Here is a 16,200-nt window from a genome sequence, read left to right as displayed (position 1 = left end):
CAGCCACTCCCTTATTCTACAAATTGATGCTGCATTTTATTATTCAACAACCAAGCTTATAAAGTAGTATCATGCCATGACCCAAGTATCCTTTACGCCGCCACCTTGCGAGGAGTTTACGACCAATGACCCTTCCTTCATAGCCACCCGTGTCAATCCTCCAGGGATAACATGCGGCTTGCGGTCAGCGCCCATTAACACAAAAGCCCGAAGGTCGATATGTCTAGGCGCCATAGTCCCCCCTGACAATACCGGTGCTCTGGATAGAGACATAATCGGCTGTGCAATATAACGTTCCGGGTCTGCAATAATCTTCATTCGGAATTCAGCCAATTCTTCTTTGGTAGCTTCGCTTCCGATCAACATCCCATATCCCCCGGATAAAGAAGTTTCCTTAACTACCATTTCTGATAGGTTCTCAAGGACATATAAACGTTCATCAGGTCTTCCTAGCAAATAGGTCGGGACATTCCCAAGAATCGGCTCTTCATTCAGATAATAACGAATCATATCCGGTACATAGACATACATTGCTTTATCATCTGCAACACCGGTCCCGGGTGCATTAGCAATCGCTACATTTCCAGCCCGATACGCATTCATCAAACCCGCCACTCCGAGAAGCGAATCCGGCTGGAAAGCTAACGGGTCAATAAAATCATCATCCAATCGGCGATATAGTACATCTACGCGGCGAAGTCCGTTCATTTCTTTTAGATATATTTTGTGATCTTTTGCAACCAAATCTCGTCCTTCAACCAAATGTATGCCCATCTGTTGTGCAAGAAAAGCATGCTCATAATAAGCAGAATTGTATTCCCCAGGTGTAAGTAGGGCTATAACCGGATCTGACTTTCGTGAGGGTGATAAACTACGTAGAACGGATAAGAAGCGGTTCAAGCTATGATCAACATCTCGGATGGAGCTGGCAAAGGACAATTCAGGAAACAACTGATTCATCAGGGTTCTGCCTTTAAAAAGATATGAAAAACCTGAAGGCGTTCGTAGATTATCTTCAAGCACATAATATTGCCCATCATGATGGCGGATCAGATCGATTCCCGAGGTAGTGATGTAGGCTCCACCAGGCACCCTTAGACCCGCCATTTCTGGCCGGAAATAACAGTTGGAGATGATCATACGCCTTGGGACTATTCCATCCTTTACGATGTACTGCTCATGGTAGATATCATGAATGAACAAATTCAAAGCCGTGATACGCTGAATAATTCCAGCCTCTAGCCTCTCCCATTCATTCTTAGGAATAATGCGTGGAATCATATCGAAGGGGATCGTACGCTCCATGGGATGATCCTGAGCCGGATTGTATAGCGTAAAAGTAATTCCTTCCTCCATCATCCTGCGCTGCATCAAATTCTGCTTACCCTGCAGCTCTTCGGAGCTCATTCCGGAAAACATGCGATTCACATGTCTGTAATGCGGCCGGACATTTCTCTTATCTGCATACATTTCATCGAAAAAATGTTGCAGCGGATACGGAGACAGACCTGGCAGAGGATCTAATTTGGACATGAGCCCGACTCCTTTCGATAAATGTTATCTTTACTAACAACCTATACTTTAATTTCTGAAAATATCCATGAAAATATTGTTTTGTATTCCCATAATACGTAAATTGTATTGCCGATGTCAATATATATAACAGAGAAATGTGATCTCTGAATATTTCCTTGTTTTGGAATCGCTTCCTTTCTCTCATATATAGGTTGCCCGAGCTGAAATGTATTTCTTCATTGAATTGTATGCAGGAGTAGTGACAAGCATTACTATTATGAATTTTTCATATGTTGTTTTTTTTATATAGTTGGAAGGAATATGATTTCATGGTGTATGGTATAATTTGGAACGATAGGAGTGTGAGCAAAATGAAGCACAAATATACTATGTCAATAGAACAGGAAGAGGCTAGGCGGAATCACATTTATCTGTTATTTGGTCTTTCAGAAGCTGGTTCAATGAAGGTAGCACTTAGTCGTGTAGGTAATCGTCATTTAATAAGAGTACTTTCATTTAATGAGACGTTCTCTGCTGGGCCGCTGTGCAAATTACATAATGATCAAGGGTGTCATGCCCGTGAGTTATGGTTTCAGGAACGATTTCCGGATCAAGGTTATCATCTCAATCCCCAGCATAAACTGGGAGCCATGGTTCAGACCTTAAAAGAAATTCCCGAGGACAAAAAAATCACGATTTGGTGCGGAGACAACTCCCATGATCAAACAGGTTTACGGTTTGCACTTTTTGTTCTTAGTGAGAGGAAGCAACCTATTTATGTTATAAATCCAATCGAGGCTTATGAGGAACTTCCCGGGATTGTTGAACCATTTAGCATTGGCTTATCTCCCCAGTCCCTGGGTCAGCTCCCAAACGAAGCTGTGCAAGCTATTATCAAAAACACCGATAATACAGAGCCCCTTACCTCCGCGCAGAGAAAACAGTATGAACTGGAGTGGCAAGAAATCAGCAACACTGAGGATATGCTTCGAGTATGGTCTAATGGTCAGCTAACAAATGTTCCCGAAACATACTATGACGAAGACATTCTATCTTTAATTGTGCAACTGCAAAAGAATGAAGAGGGAGATCATTTCGTAAATGCAGGACTTATTGTAGGTGCAATTTTTGGGCAGTGGAATTTATTTATCAGTACCTCATTTATAGAATATCGCTTCTGGAGGCTTATTAGTGAGGAAAAGCTGTTATTTAAAGGGATACCCTACGCCATGCATTTGTACGCACTAAGAGTTCCGTAGGGTTACAACATAATGACCGATAAGCATTTTTATAAAAAAGGAATGCCCTCATGAACTAAATATAGCTTCGAGGACATTCCTTCTAAATATGACTTCTTAATGATTATGTTATCAGAGTTAATTACTCTTGATTTTCCGATTCTTCAATCTCTTCTTCCTCGGTAATTAATCCGGCAAAAAGAGCATGTACGAACTGCTGAGAATCAAACGGCTGCAAATCTTCCATTTTTTCTCCGAGCCCTACGAGCTTCACCGGTAAATTCATTTCCTGACGGATCGCTACAACGATTCCGCCCTTAGCCGTTCCGTCAAGCTTTGTCAATACTAATCCAGTAACGCCACTCTTCTCACCGAATAGCTTGGCTTGCGTAAGAGCATTTTGACCTGTGGTCGCATCTAGCACCATCAATACTTCATGCGGTGCACTCGGAATTTCTCTTTGAATAACGCGGAAAATCTTGTTGAGCTCTTCCATTAGATTGCTCTTATTCTGAAGTCTTCCTGCGGTATCACAAATCAAGATATCAACATTCCGCTGCTTAGCCGCTTGAACAGCATCGAACATAACAGCGGCTGGGTCAGAGCCTGCTTGTTGCTTAATTACGTCTACGCCAGCACGTTGACCCCAAACTTCAAGCTGTTCAATCGCTCCGGCACGGAACGTATCCCCAGCTGCCAAAAGAACCTTTTTACCCTCTTGTTTGTAACGATGCGCAAGCTTACCGATCGTGGTCGTTTTGCCTACTCCATTTACCCCAACGAACAAGATAACTGTAATGCCATCCGGATTTTCCTTCAGGCTGTTATCGTCATCGCCGCGCAGCAATTCCATGAGCTTACGGGACAAAATAGGTTGCAGCTCAGCGGCATCTTCAATTCGCTTTTGCTTCACTTCGGCGCGCAGATCCTCGACAAGTGTCATTACTGTATTAACGCCTACGTCCGCACCGATCAAGATTTCTTCCAGTTCTTCGTAGAACTCTTCGTCAATTTTTTTACGGCGGATAATAAGATCTGCTACCTTCTCCACAAAACCTTTACGGGTTTTCTCTAATCCGTCGCGGAATTGTTTGGTTACACTTTCCGTTTTGCCGGAAATGCTTTCTTTTAACTTCCTGAAAAAGCTCATTTGTTTCCTCCTAAAAGTTTTGTGAGCGACACTTCATTGATTTAACTTCGTACAAAACTCGCTTCGAAAGCTGATACTTAAAAAACTCATTATTCAGCAAGCCGTTAAGCGATCTCTGCTTCCTCATCCTCTAAACGTACAGAGACGAGCTTGGATACTCCGCCTTCTTCCATCGTCACTCCGTAGAGCACATCCGCCTCTTCCATGGTACCTTTGCGGTGTGTAACGACGATAAATTGCGTTTGTTCCGAGAACTCACGTAAATACTGAGCAAAACGTACGACATTCGCTTCATCTAACGCAGCCTCTACCTCATCCAGTACGCAGAACGGAACCGGCTTCACTTGCAGGATGGCAAACAAGAGGGCCATCGCAGTTAAGGCGCGTTCCCCGCCGGACAGCAGCTGAAGGTTTTGAAGTTTTTTACCTGGTGGCTGGGCTACGATATCTATACCTGTTTCAAGCATATGCTCTGGATCTAGCAGCATGAGATCAGCTCGTCCACCCCCGAACAGCTTCGAGAATACCGTACCGAATTGTTTACGGATCGCATCAAAGGTCTGTTTGAACCGTTTCGACATTTCATCTTCCATCTCACGGATGACTTGATACAGGGTAGTCTTAGCTTCAACTAGGTCATCTTTTTGTCCACTGAGGAAAGTATAACGCTCATGAACACGCTGATATTCTTCGATCGCACCTAAGTTGACTTCTCCCAGTGCAGAAATACTGCGTTTCAGACGCTGTACATCCGCTTGTGCGGCTGGCACATCTTCGGGCACAGGATAACGCTGTTTCGCTAGTTCATAGCTTAATTCGTAGTCATCACTCAGCTTACGAAGAATATTATCAAGTTCAACATCGAGGCGACCCACAGAAACTTCGGTAGAACGCAGCTTGTCCTCCACGACTTTAAGTGCCTGACGTTGATCCTTCGTCTTACCCTCCTCTAGTTCCAGCTTACGGGTCAACGCTGAGCGTTCCGCCCGGGCTAAATCCAAAGTACCGGCTGTCTCTTCCTTCTTCAGACGATAACTATTCAAATCTTCTTTCTGTTTCACGGTTTCTAAAGCATTACTAGCCAAATCCTGCTCGATCGTATGTAACAGATTTCGATTCTGGCGCAGCTCTTTATCCTGTGAACCCACATCTTGTCTGAGACGGCGTAATTGTTCCTCCAAGGAGAAGATCTCCTGATCGAGCTTCCCTTCTGAAACCTTCATACTGGTCAGCTTACCTTGCAACTCTTCCTTAGCTGATTCATTCGCTTTACGTGCCGATTCGGCATTACGGATACCCTCATGAGCTTCCTTTTCTTCTTTCTCAAGACGTTCAAGCTCAGCAGAGGCTTGCTTCCGAGTCTCTTCAAGCGTGCGGACCTCACTTTCAAAGCCACTACGTTCCGCACCTGTGCTCTCCACTTGTTCCATCACATGTCGAAGCTCCTGTTCAAGCTGCTTCAAATCGCCGGAAACACGTTGCTCCTCTAGTCTTTTCTCATCACCATCACGGCGCAGGTCCTCTAGCTTCACACTAGCGTTCTCTTGCTCTTCACGAAGTCTGGCAATGCCTTGTTTCAGTTTAACAATCTGACGTTCGCTCTCTTCGATCTCACTGCTCAGCTGATCCAGCTGGCGTTTACGACTAAGCAAGCTATTGTTCTTCTTATGCTGGCTACCACCGGTCATGGAGCCTCCGGCATTTACTACATCGCCCTCCAGCGTAACCACGCGATAACGATATTGGCATCTAGCGGCGATGCGGTTTGCCTGCTCCAGGCTCTCAGCAATAACTACATTACCTAGCAAACTGCCAACAATACTAGCATACTTATCATCGTATCCAACAAGTTCGGAACCAATTCCAACAAAACCTTCAGCGTCTTCCACCATTCCACGGTCACTGCCGGAAATTTGACGTGGTCGAATAACATCGAGAGGAAGGAAAGTAGCTCGTCCCAGTTGACGTTGCTTCAGAAAAGATATCGCTTGACGCGATACGCTCTCATTATCCATGACCACATGTTGAAGCGATGCACCCAATGCAGTCTCGACAGCCATTTCCAGCTTCTCTGGGACGGAAATGAGTTCAGCAACTGCACCATGCACCCCATTTAGCTGTCCTTTACGAGCCCCTTTAAGTACTTCTTTAACTCCAAGCATAAAGCCGTCAAAATCATCTTGCATTTCTTTCATGGTCTCATGACGGGAGACTTGCGCTTCCCGCTTCTGTTCCCACTTCCGCAGGCCTGACTGCGTCTCTTCAATCAGCTTCTGACGTTTACTAAGTTGTTCACTTTCCGTAATATAAGCACCACGAAGATTGCTTAATTCTTTGCCAAGCTGGGCTATCTTGTCTTTTAGCCCTTTTTGGCTAGCAGACAACTCTTCATGCCGTGCTGTCCATTTGCCGCTTTCTTCTTCACTGCGGCTCATACGACGCTCCAGGTTCTCCTTTTGTTGATCCGCGTAACGAATTTCGTTACGTGCATTCGCCATAAGGTTCATTAACTCTAGGAGAGCACTTTTCAGCTTCTCCTCCTGGCTCTGACTAATCCCGTCAGCGACACCTTCGAGTCTTGCCTCTTCATCTTCGATCTGTTTCCGAAGCTCAACAAGCTTAAGCCGGGATGCTTCGAGCTTAGCTTCTAAATCCCCAAGCTCACGTTGACGATCCGCAGATCGCTCACCTACAGATCCTAATGTGAGCATTAACTGTTCACGGTTACTCTCTAGATTACGTTTGCGCTCTTTCAGTACTTCCCCATAACCTTCGCTTTTCTCATAAGCTTCACTATAACGGAGTAATTGCTCTTGCTGCTTCTCGATCTGTTCTTCTAACGCACGTAGTTCAGCACGTCCGCTTTCCAGCTTAGCATCATGAGCGGAGACAACTGTAGATAGCTCCAGTTGCTCATCCTTTAACGTTTCTAGCTTAGCGTTACCTTCCTGCCAAGCTGTATGAATTCCTTCAATCTGATGAACATAGACTGAAATTTCCTGATGCTTCAGTTGTTCCCGAAGCTCTTTAAAGCGAATGGCCTTCTCCGATTGATCCTTAAGGGGACCAATCTGATCCTCAAGCTCACTAATCAAATCGTGGATACGAAGCAAGTTTTGCTCCGTGTCGTCGAGCTTACGGCTTGCATCTTTTTTGCGCGATTTATATTTTACAATACCCGATGCCTCTTCAAAGATGCCTCGCCGATCTTCGGAACGAGTACTCAGAATCTCCTCAATCCGACCCTGTCCGATAATCGAATAAGCCTCACGTCCGATACCGGTATCCATGAACAGCTCTGTGATATCCTTCAGTCTACAGGATTGCTTATTAATTAAATATTCACTCTCACCGCTACGGTGAACACGCCGAGTCACTGTAACTTCGCTGAAATCCAATGGCAGCGTGTGATCCTCATTATCGAGCGTTAGTGATACTTCACCATAATTCACAGCTTTACGCGCGTCACTACCGGCAAAAATAATATCTTCCATCTTGCCGCCACGCAGTGATTTAGCACTCTGTTCGCCGAGTACCCAGCGTATGCCGTCAGAAATGTTGCTCTTGCCGCTTCCGTTCGGACCCACTACGGCCGTTATACCGCGCACAAATTCCATTTCTGTTTTGTCGGCAAATGATTTAAAACCAGCTAATTCTATCCGTTTCAAAAACATACTTGCCTATCACCTCTGACCCATTATACCATAGCGTTTATTAGCCTAAAATAGCTCCCAAAACATCCCCGCAAAGTGGTGCTTTGCTTCGATGCGTACGCATGTACTTTGTGGGAGCTCCGAATAAAACGAGAAATACAAGACATAAGTATAGTGTGAAAATCATTCCATCTTATATTTAATATGAAGCTTGGACTATTCTTTCGAAAAAGAGCAGCAACGGTCTGAGCTCCGCCTAAACGCCGGTATTCAGACCTTTGCTGCTCTCCTCCGCTTGTCCACATGATGCAAAATTCAAGCACCATCTTCTTTCAGATGCAACAGTGCAGCTGCTGCAGCCTGCTGTTCTGCTTCCTTCTTGGAGCGGCCGCTCCCTTTACCAAGTGAACGGTTAGTCATTAACACTTCAGAGACGAATTCACGCTCATGCGCAGGTCCCCGTTCTTCAATGATCCGATATTCCAACGTACCCATATTGTGCTGCTGAATTAGCTCTTGCAGTTCCGTCTTGTAATCGGTCATCTGCATTTGCAGTTTCCCATCCGTCTCCACAAGTGGAAATACGTGATTATCAAGAAAAGACCTTACGGTTTCCAGTCCTTGGTCAAGATAAAGCGCTCCCACGAAGGATTCGAACACATCAGCCAGCAGGGCCGGGCGAGTACGTCCGCCCGTAAGTTCTTCCCCTTTTCCCAATAGTACATATCGGCCAAAACCTAAACTCTCAGCGAACTTAACCAGCGAAGGCTCGCATACAATAGCGGCACGCAGCTTAGTCAGTTCCCCTTCAGGTCGATCTGGCAACAGATTGTACAAATATTCAGAAACCGTCAGCTCCAGTACAGCATCCCCTAGAAATTCGAGACGCTCATTGTCCTGATGCTGATTGAAACGGTGTTCATTCACATAGGATGCATGGGTAAAGGCCTGCTTCAGAAGCACAGAATCGTGAAATTGGATTTGAAGTTGCTGTTGTAACTGCTTCAGTTCTCCTTTCACCGCGCTGTCCCCTTACTGATTATATTTTTTTAGAATAACTGTTGCGTTATGTCCACCAAATCCAAAGGAATTCGACATTACGATATCCAGATCTGCTTTACGTGGCACATTCGGCACATAATCCAGATCACATTCTGGGTCTGGATTGTCCAAATTAATGGTTGGCGCAATCATTCCTTTTTGCAAAGAAAGACCACAGATAATAGCTTCCACACCACCGGCTGCACCTAAAAGATGACCCGTCATGGATTTCGTCGAACTAATAGCTACTTTATAGGCATGTTCACCCAATGCTTTTTTAACAGCAGCCGTTTCTGATCTATCTCCTACAGGCGTTGAAGTACCATGTGCATTGATGTAATCAATATCTTCAGGAGAGATACCAGCATCTCGGATTGCCATCTTCATGCAGCGAGCTGCACCGTCTGGATCTGGTTCAGTCATATGGTGAGCATCAGCGCTCAGACCATAGCCGATAACCTCAGCATAAATCTTCGCTCCACGCTTCTCAGCATGTTCAAGGGATTCCAGAATCAAGATTCCAGCGCCCTCGCCCATAACAAAGCCATCGCGATCTACATCAAATGGCCGGCTAGCCTTCTCAGGCTCGTCATTACGAGTGGACATCGCTCTCATTGCACAGAAACCTGCCATTCCTGTTGGACGAATGGTCGCTTCCGAACCACCGCAGATCATAGCATCTGCGTCTCCACGTTGAATCAGACGGAATGATTCCCCAATGGAATGACTTCCTGTAGCACAGGCTGTCACTGTAGTCGTATTTGGTCCCTTTGCACCGAGGTTGATGGACAGCTGTCCAGAACCCATGTTAGCGATCATCATCGGGATAAAGAACGGGCTTACCCGTTTCGGCCCTTTTTCAAGCAACAGATTATGATTGTCTTCCCAAGTACCAAGACCTCCGATACCCGAACCTACAGATACACCGATCCGTTCAGCATCGATATCTTCACCGATCTTAAGTCCGCTATCTCTCAACGCATCTTCACCGGCAGCCACTGCAAATTGTACAAAACGGTCCATTTTGCGGGCTTCCTTGCGGCCAAAAAGCGCCTCAGGATCAAAGTCTTTAACTGACGAAGCAATTTGCGTAGTATATTCACTGACATCAAAGGCTTCAACCATCGATACACCTGATTTACCGCTCATCAGATTATCCCAGAACGTCTCCAAGTCTTTCCCCAGTGACGTAATTACGCCCATCCCGGTTACAACCACTCTATGACTCAAACACAATCACCCCATCTATAGGCTGTATACATTATATTCAGAACTTATATACTGCGAATTATTACTACTATATGAACAGCGGTCACCGCATTCATTAACGCTTCTGCGGCTCTGTTATAATCCCTATAAAGCTGCACATGGCAACCCTTAATACATTTTAATACTGTATAAATGAGGAGAAGTCCCGCCCAAGTAGGAACGGGACTCTCAATCATATGACTCTAGGTATGAGATTGTATGTACTTCACAACTTCACCCACGGTCGTAATGGTCTCTGCATCTTCATCAGAGATTTCCATGTCGAATTCATCTTCCAATTCCATAACCAATTCTACTACATCAAGAGAATCAGCACCTAAATCATCTTTGAAAGACGCTTCTAATGTTACCTCAGCTTCATCGGCACCTAAGCGGTCGATGACAATGCGTTTTACACGCTCTAATACATCGGACATCCGGTTCACCTCCTCTTTTGGTATTATACGAGATATGAGGTCAAAATACCATAGACCGCAAAAAACGCTTTCCTGATCCCTCACATTTCATCTTTAAAACAGTGTAATTTCTCCCAAGCATAAACATTCATCGGTGTCCTAATAAGAACTGTAAGTGTTTATGCGAGATATATAAGGATAAAGTATAGTGTGAAACTTATACTTTCTTATATTTTTGACGGAGAGTTACATATACATCCCGCCATCCACGTGTAGTGTCTGGCCGGTCATATAAGCGGCGCCTTCAGAAGCCAGGAAAACAACTGCCATAGCTATCTCTTCCGGACGCCCAAGGCGAGCTAGTGGAATGCCCTTCTCTAGCTCACTGCGAACCTCATCAGAGAGCTCACGCGTCATATCTGTATCAATAAACCCAGGAGCGATACAGTTAACAGTGATGCCCCGTGAAGAGAGCTCACGAGCGGCAGCTTTGGTTAGACCGATGACACCGGCCTTTGCTGCAGAGTAATTAGCCTGACCAGGGTTACCTGTTACACCCACAACCGAGGAAATATTAATGATTCGACCGTAGCGCTGTTTCATCATCGGACGTGTAGCTGCCTTAAGACAGTTAAACACACCTTTCAGATTCGTCTCAATCACTTGATCGAACTCTTCCTCTTTCATGCGCATAATCAAGTTATCCCTAGTAATGCCGGCATTATTGACAACAATGTCAATACGTCCCCAGGTATTAAGAACCTCTTTCACAAGGCTCTCGGCCTGTTCACTATTGCCGACATCTCCACGGAGCGCAATCCCCTCCGAGCCAAGCTCGGCAATACGAGCCACAGTCTCGTGTGCCGCAGCTTCACTCCCTGCATAGTTCACGGCAACCTTTACGCCGTGTTCTGCAAGAGCAAGTGCGATGCTGCGACCAATACCACGTGAACCGCCAGTTACAAGGGCTGTCTGGCCCCGCAATGCTGAGAACATAGTTTAATCCCCTTTCAATCATGATGCTGTTGGCTAAATGTTAAACCATTTCTTACAAAACAGTTTGGACACTTTCAAGTGTATTAATGTTGATTACTTTGACTGTTTTGTCTATTTTGCGGATTAGACCAGCCAGAACACTGCCAGAACCAATCTCAACAAAAGTATCTACACCATCTGCAATCAACCATTCAATACTGTCCTGCCAAAGCACAGGAGAATACACCTGACGAACAAGCAGTTCGCGAATTTCTTCGGGATCTGTTACCGGTGACGCAGTGACATTAACGATGACAGGCACATTTGGAGTATTGAAGGTTACTTTCTTCAACTCTTCTGCCAAACGATCCGCAGCAGCTCTCATCATAGAAGAGTGAAAAGGTCCACTTACTTCTAGCGGAATCGCACGCTTACCACCTGCTTCTTTAACACGCTGCACAACACCATTAACGCCTTCCTGAGATCCGGAAACAACGATCTGACCCGGACAGTTGACGTTAGCCAGCTCTACAACACCACTTTCATCAGATACATTTTGGCATAATACAGCCAGTGCTTCACGTTCCGCACCAAGCACTGCCGCCATTGCACCTTGGCCCCCTGGAACAGCTTCTTCCATGAAACGGCCTCTTAAGCGTACAAGTGTTACAGCATCTTCATATGACAATACACCCGCTGCTACTAGCGCACTGTATTCACCAAGGCTATGACCGGCAACATAATCAGGCTTCAAATCTTGTTCACGTAGAGCTTCAAGATAAGCAACGCTAGCTGTAAGAAGCGCTGGCTGCGTGTTCACAGTCTGTTTCAGCTCACTATCCGGTCCTTCAAAAATCAGCTTGCTCAGCGGAAATCCGAGAACTTCATCCCCTTTCTCGAACACTGCTCGGCTGTTTGGAAGAGCATCATAAACATCCTTACCCATTCCAACTGCTTGCGCTCCCTGACCGGGAAAGACAAATGCAATTTTACCCATAAGTATGAACTCCTTCCCGTATAACGGTCTTAGCTTATTACCAAATCAATACAGATGCGCCCCAAGTTAAGCCACCGCCGAAACCAACCATCAGGACGGTGTCGCCTTCTTTCATACGTCCTTCTTCCGCAGCTTCAACAAGAGCTAACGGAATAGAGGCAGCCGAAGTATTGGCATACTTATCAACATTGATCACACATTTCTCTGGTGGCAAATCAAGACGCTGCATAGCGGATTGAATGATACGAATATTCGCTTGATGCGGTACGAACAAATCAATATCTTCTTTACCCAGACCAGCTTTAGTAAGCACACGTTCTGTAGCTGAGCCCATCACACGAACTGCAAACTTAAAGACTTCACGGCCATTCATATAAATGAAATGTTTCTTATCTTCAACGGTTTGCTGAGATGCAGGCAAGCGTGAACCGCCGGCTTCTAACTTAAGCAAGTTCCCTCCAGAGCCTTCAGCACCTAGATCAAAGGATTGGAAACCACGACCTTCTGGAACCTCACCAATGATAACTGCACCTGCTCCATCACCGAACAAGACACAAGTATTACGATCCGTATAATCTGTGATGCGGGACAAAGTATCCGCACCTATAATAAGTGCATTATTGTACATTCCGTTCTGAATAAATCCAACCGCTGTCGCTAAGCTGTATACAAAACCAGAGCAGGCAGCCGACAAGTCAAACGCCGCAGCACCTTTAGCACCCAGTTTATCCTGCAAAATGCAGGCTGTAGAAGGAAAGGCACTGTCAGGTGTTACTGTTGCAATAATGATAAGATCCAAATCTTCGGCTTTCATTCCCGCGGAATCAAGTGCCTTTAGGGCTGCTTCATACGCTAGATCAGAAGTTGCCTCATGAGGCGCAGCAATATGTCTTTCACGGATGCCTGTCCGACTGACGATCCATTCATCGTTAGTCTCCACTATTTTTTCCAGATCACTATTTGTCAATATTTTCTCAGGTACATATTTCCCAGTTCCTATAATCCCAACCGGTCGCAACTGTCTCATCTCGTCACTCACTTCCCGCTAATTTCCTTGGATATACTTGGCACAAGCTCAGCTTGCAGAGCAATCCGCGCTTGTCTTACCGCATTTTTAACCGCATTTCCATCTGAAGATCCGTGCCCTTTCACTACCAATCCGCTAAGACCGAGCAGAGGTGCACCACCGTGCTCTTTGTAGTCCATTTTACCTTTTAGAGCTCTAAGCTCTGGCATCAGCATAGCCGCGCCAAGCTTAGTTTTCAGAGAACGACTAAATTGCTCCTTCAGCAAAGAGAACAATGCACCCGCCGTACCCTCTAGTGACTTCAGTAAAATGTTACCGGCAAATCCATCGCAGACAAGCACATCACAGTTCCCTGTAAGCACGTCACGTGCCTCAACATTACCGATAAAATGAATGCCTGGCAAGTTCTCAAGCAGTGGATAGGCTACTTTTGTCAGTTCATTGCCCTTTCCAGGCTCTGTTCCTACATTCAGAAGTCCGACTCTCGGCTTAGCAATACCATGCACTTTGTTTCGATAAATGGTTCCCATCAGTGCATATTGCACCAGATGTTCAGGCTTCGCATCCATGTTGGCACCAAGATCAAGCGCCAATACGCCAACATCGTCCAGCGTCGGAATCATAGGCGCCAGAGCAGGACGTTCAATCCCCTGCATCCGGCCAACTACGAGGAGTCCTGTAGTCATTAACGCACCCGTGTTGCCTGACGAAATCATAGCATCTGCTTCACCTTCGCGGACCATTCTTCCAGCTACAACCATGGATGAATCTTTTTTACGACGAACCGCCTTAACTGGCTCTTCATCAGAACCAATGACATCTCCTGCATGACGTATTGTCAGATTGGACGGTTTGTCCCTCAGCAGTGGCTCTAATCTGGCTTCGTCACCAACGAGCACAATCTGCGTATCTTTCCATTCCGCGGCCGCGGACAACGCCCCCTCGACATTACATTCAGGAGCGTTGTCCCCGCCCATGGCATCAATGGCGATCAGCACTATGGTTACCCCCTTCACTGTGTTCATCATTTGCGGACCGATACACTATAAAATGGCCCTGAAACACTAATTCTTCTCCGACATAAGTGAATACATCCACCTCCGCTTTGCCACCCCTACCAGCGAGTGACCGCACCTGTGCTTTGGCAATACACTTCTCACCTAGCTGAACTGTGCGTACAAAACGGATATCGGCTGAAGCGGTCAGAGCGATTTCATCGTTGATTACGGCAACCGCAAGTGAGTTCGCTTGAGCAAACACATAGTGACCTCGAGCGATCCCATTTCTAGAGAAAACATGATCTTCGCGAATCTCAAATATCGAAATCCCACTCTTGTCCAGCTGTAGATCCACAATGTCTCCGATGACTTCATCCGCAGGCAAAGAGCGCACCTGATCATAGGAGTGCTCTGCCATTTGTTTCATTCGTTCACGCAGTTCCGGTATTCCCAGCTCCATCCGGTCTAACCGAATCGTCTGAATGCTAACTTTCAGCTGACGAGTCAGCTCCCGATCTGTTACAAAAGGATTGCCTGCGATTATATGTAGCAGCTGTTGCTGACGTTCTTTCTTGGACATCCGCTCGATTGCGGCTCACCTCCTGGCACGTGCCAAGCATAAACGCCTTCGGTATCCTTAAAAGGACGATAAACGTTTAAGCGAGAAATATAAGACAAAAAAGTATAGGTGTATAACTTATACTTTCTTATATTTTAAAGAAAGCATTCGGCCGCTTGATGGCCGCTGTTATATTAGGTCAAGTAACCATATTCATTATTTAGAACCAGGTACTAATATGTAGTATAAAGCATGCCGCACCAAAAATAAAGCATTGACTTCTGGGCGGCTTATGTTTGGACAAGTATAAACGCTTCAGCGTCCCTAATAGACGATAAGCGTTTGTGCGAAAAATACAAGGAATTTATAGAGGAGTGAAACTTATATAGTCTTATATTTCAAAAAAAAATAGTACTTCACCAAGAGTGAAGTACTATTTATTCTAAAACTATTGTTTGATGATTTCTCTTGCTTTGTAAGTTCCGCAAACTTTACATACGTGGTGAGCCAATTTCAACTCTCCGCATTGTTCGCATTTCACCATGCCCGGCACAACCAACTTAAAGTGGGTGCGACGTTTGTCACGGCGTGTCTTAGACGTTCTACGTTGTGGTACTGCCATGTGTTCCACCTCCTCGTGATATTTCTGTCAGCCTGCTCCTCAGAGCAGGATGTGTTTTGTTGTAATGTTTCATTTGAAAAAGTCTTTCAACGCAGCGAGTCGAGGATCGATCACTGTGTTGTCGCAACTGCAGGTGCCTTCGTTCAAGTTCTGTCCGCATTTCTGACAAAGACCAAGACAGTCTGCCTTGCACAATACCGAATCCGGTAAGTGCAGTACGAAATTTTCTTCCACATATGGGATAAGATCCACAACCTCATCCTTGACGTAAATAAGTTCCTCATCTTCGTCATCATCTGGAAGAACTGGCTGCTTAAGCCACTTGAAAGTCTCAGCAAAAGGAATGTTCAAATCACTTTTGACCTCCGTGAGACAACGTGAACATAACATGTCCACATCTCCACTCAGTTTCCCCACCACGTTCACACAATCGGTTCCCGCGGGCAGCGCTTTAAGGTCCACTGAGAGCGGAGCAACAGCTAGAATATCCTTGCGCCCTTTGACTACCTCGCTGACATCCACAACATCGTGAATATGTAACGGTTCGTCGGCATTCGCTAATTTGCGAAAGTGAATCTGCATACTTATCACTCCCAAACAAACAAAATTTATTATACCTAGTATTATATACCTTTGTCAACCATTTTCCCTTTATATTGTTTCAGAAATTGGGGAGAATTATGATATAACTATTAGTGTAAATCAAAATGACAGCTTGTGCGAATAGAGTTTCAGGATATTTATCCTAGTAATCTCTACAT

The 16,200-nt window shown here is 45.4% G+C and carries 14 protein-coding genes; 1 reads left to right on the top strand and 13 read right to left on the bottom strand.

The window, feature by feature from the left end; all coding sequences use genetic code 11:
* Positions 1 to 69: 69 nt before the first annotated feature.
* Positions 70 to 1,533 carry a circularly permuted type 2 ATP-grasp protein gene (locus ACN6MV_RS13505; protein WP_042127226.1) on the bottom strand — a complete coding sequence of 488 codons (1,464 nt, stop codon included), beginning with the start codon at positions 1,531 to 1,533 and terminating at the stop codon, positions 70 to 72.
* 353 nt (positions 1,534 to 1,886) lie between these two features.
* Between ACN6MV_RS13505 and ACN6MV_RS13500 the strand changes: the two genes are divergently transcribed.
* On the top strand, positions 1,887 to 2,774 hold the full coding sequence (locus ACN6MV_RS13500) for a DUF1835 domain-containing protein (protein ID WP_419886525.1): 888 nt from the start codon (positions 1,887 to 1,889) through the stop codon (positions 2,772 to 2,774).
* Positions 2,775 to 2,895: 121 nt separating this feature from the next.
* Here ACN6MV_RS13500 and ftsY read toward each other — a convergent pair whose 3' ends face one another.
* From ftsY to ACN6MV_RS13440, 12 genes are all read right to left on the bottom strand, one after another.
* Positions 2,896 to 3,903 carry a signal recognition particle-docking protein FtsY gene (ftsY, locus tag ACN6MV_RS13495; RefSeq protein WP_042127224.1) on the bottom strand — a complete coding sequence of 336 codons (1,008 nt, stop codon included), beginning with the start codon at positions 3,901 to 3,903 and terminating at the stop codon, positions 2,896 to 2,898.
* A gap of 104 nt (positions 3,904 to 4,007) precedes the next feature.
* A complete protein-coding gene (gene smc, locus ACN6MV_RS13490; RefSeq protein ID WP_042127222.1) occupies positions 4,008 to 7,577 on the bottom strand; it encodes a chromosome segregation protein SMC in 3,570 nt (1,189 codons plus the stop codon).
* A 294-nt stretch (positions 7,578 to 7,871) separates the two neighbouring features.
* Entirely contained in the window at positions 7,872 to 8,576 is a 705-nt protein-coding gene (rnc, locus tag ACN6MV_RS13485) for a ribonuclease III (RefSeq protein WP_042127220.1), read from the bottom strand.
* Between the two features lie 12 nt (positions 8,577 to 8,588).
* Positions 8,589 to 9,827 (bottom strand): beta-ketoacyl-ACP synthase II, encoded by a 1,239-nt coding sequence (gene fabF, locus ACN6MV_RS13480; protein ID WP_076118275.1) that lies wholly within the window; start codon positions 9,825 to 9,827, stop codon positions 8,589 to 8,591.
* Between the two features lie 221 nt (positions 9,828 to 10,048).
* Complete coding sequence (locus ACN6MV_RS13475; RefSeq protein WP_036686493.1) at positions 10,049 to 10,282, bottom strand: acyl carrier protein; 234 nt, start codon at positions 10,280 to 10,282, stop codon at positions 10,049 to 10,051.
* A gap of 225 nt (positions 10,283 to 10,507) precedes the next feature.
* Positions 10,508 to 11,257: a 3-oxoacyl-[acyl-carrier-protein] reductase gene (gene fabG, locus ACN6MV_RS13470; RefSeq protein ID WP_042127217.1), complete on the bottom strand. Its 750-nt coding sequence runs from the start codon at positions 11,255 to 11,257 to the stop codon at positions 10,508 to 10,510.
* A gap of 52 nt (positions 11,258 to 11,309) precedes the next feature.
* A complete protein-coding gene (fabD, locus tag ACN6MV_RS13465) occupies positions 11,310 to 12,233 on the bottom strand; it encodes an ACP S-malonyltransferase (protein WP_042127215.1) in 924 nt (307 codons plus the stop codon).
* Between the two features lie 37 nt (positions 12,234 to 12,270).
* Entirely contained in the window at positions 12,271 to 13,260 is a 990-nt protein-coding gene (locus tag ACN6MV_RS13460) for a beta-ketoacyl-ACP synthase III (RefSeq protein WP_139328492.1), read from the bottom strand.
* An 8-nt stretch (positions 13,261 to 13,268) separates the two neighbouring features.
* Entirely contained in the window at positions 13,269 to 14,258 is a 990-nt protein-coding gene (gene plsX / locus ACN6MV_RS13455; RefSeq protein WP_042127211.1) for a phosphate acyltransferase PlsX, read from the bottom strand.
* Positions 14,242 to 14,838, bottom strand: coding sequence for a transcription factor FapR (fapR, locus tag ACN6MV_RS13450; RefSeq protein WP_042127208.1), 597 nt, complete (start codon positions 14,836 to 14,838; stop codon positions 14,242 to 14,244). The genes plsX and fapR overlap by 17 nt, the downstream gene beginning before the upstream one ends.
* A gap of 427 nt (positions 14,839 to 15,265) precedes the next feature.
* Entirely contained in the window at positions 15,266 to 15,439 is a 174-nt protein-coding gene (rpmF, locus tag ACN6MV_RS13445; protein ID WP_019911234.1) for a 50S ribosomal protein L32, read from the bottom strand.
* A 69-nt stretch (positions 15,440 to 15,508) separates the two neighbouring features.
* Entirely contained in the window at positions 15,509 to 16,021 is a 513-nt protein-coding gene (locus ACN6MV_RS13440) for a YceD family protein (RefSeq protein WP_042127204.1), read from the bottom strand.
* Positions 16,022 to 16,200 lie beyond the last annotated feature (179 nt).

Source organism: Paenibacillus sp. B-A-8 (assembly GCF_048572915.1).
Taxonomy (GTDB): domain Bacteria; phylum Bacillota; class Bacilli; order Paenibacillales; family Paenibacillaceae; genus Paenibacillus_AQ.
The sequence above is the reverse complement of the archived record's forward strand: the minus strand, read 5'-3'. Positions and strand labels throughout refer to the sequence as shown.

Coding starts and splice junctions, on each gene's coding strand:
- smc (WP_042127222.1), bottom strand. CDS start 7,577: ATGTTTTTGAAACGGATAGAATTAGCTGGTTTTAAATCATTTGCCGAC.
- ACN6MV_RS13505 (WP_042127226.1), bottom strand. CDS start 1,533: ATGTCCAAATTAGATCCTCTGCCAGGTCTGTCTCCGTATCCGCTGCAA.
- ACN6MV_RS13440 (WP_042127204.1), bottom strand. CDS start 16,021: ATGCAGATTCACTTTCGCAAATTAGCGAATGCCGACGAACCGTTACAT.
- ACN6MV_RS13500 (WP_419886525.1), top strand. CDS start 1,887: ATGAAGCACAAATATACTATGTCAATAGAACAGGAAGAGGCTAGGCGG.
- fabG (WP_042127217.1), bottom strand. CDS start 11,257: ATGTTCTCAGCATTGCGGGGCCAGACAGCCCTTGTAACTGGCGGTTCA.
- fapR (WP_042127208.1), bottom strand. CDS start 14,838: ATGTCCAAGAAAGAACGTCAGCAACAGCTGCTACATATAATCGCAGGC.
- ACN6MV_RS13475 (WP_036686493.1), bottom strand. CDS start 10,282: ATGTCCGATGTATTAGAGCGTGTAAAACGCATTGTCATCGACCGCTTA.
- ftsY (WP_042127224.1), bottom strand. CDS start 3,903: ATGAGCTTTTTCAGGAAGTTAAAAGAAAGCATTTCCGGCAAAACGGAA.
- rpmF (WP_019911234.1), bottom strand. CDS start 15,439: ATGGCAGTACCACAACGTAGAACGTCTAAGACACGCCGTGACAAACGT.
- ACN6MV_RS13460 (WP_139328492.1), bottom strand. CDS start 13,260: ATGAGACAGTTGCGACCGGTTGGGATTATAGGAACTGGGAAATATGTA.
- fabD (WP_042127215.1), bottom strand. CDS start 12,233: ATGGGTAAAATTGCATTTGTCTTTCCCGGTCAGGGAGCGCAAGCAGTT.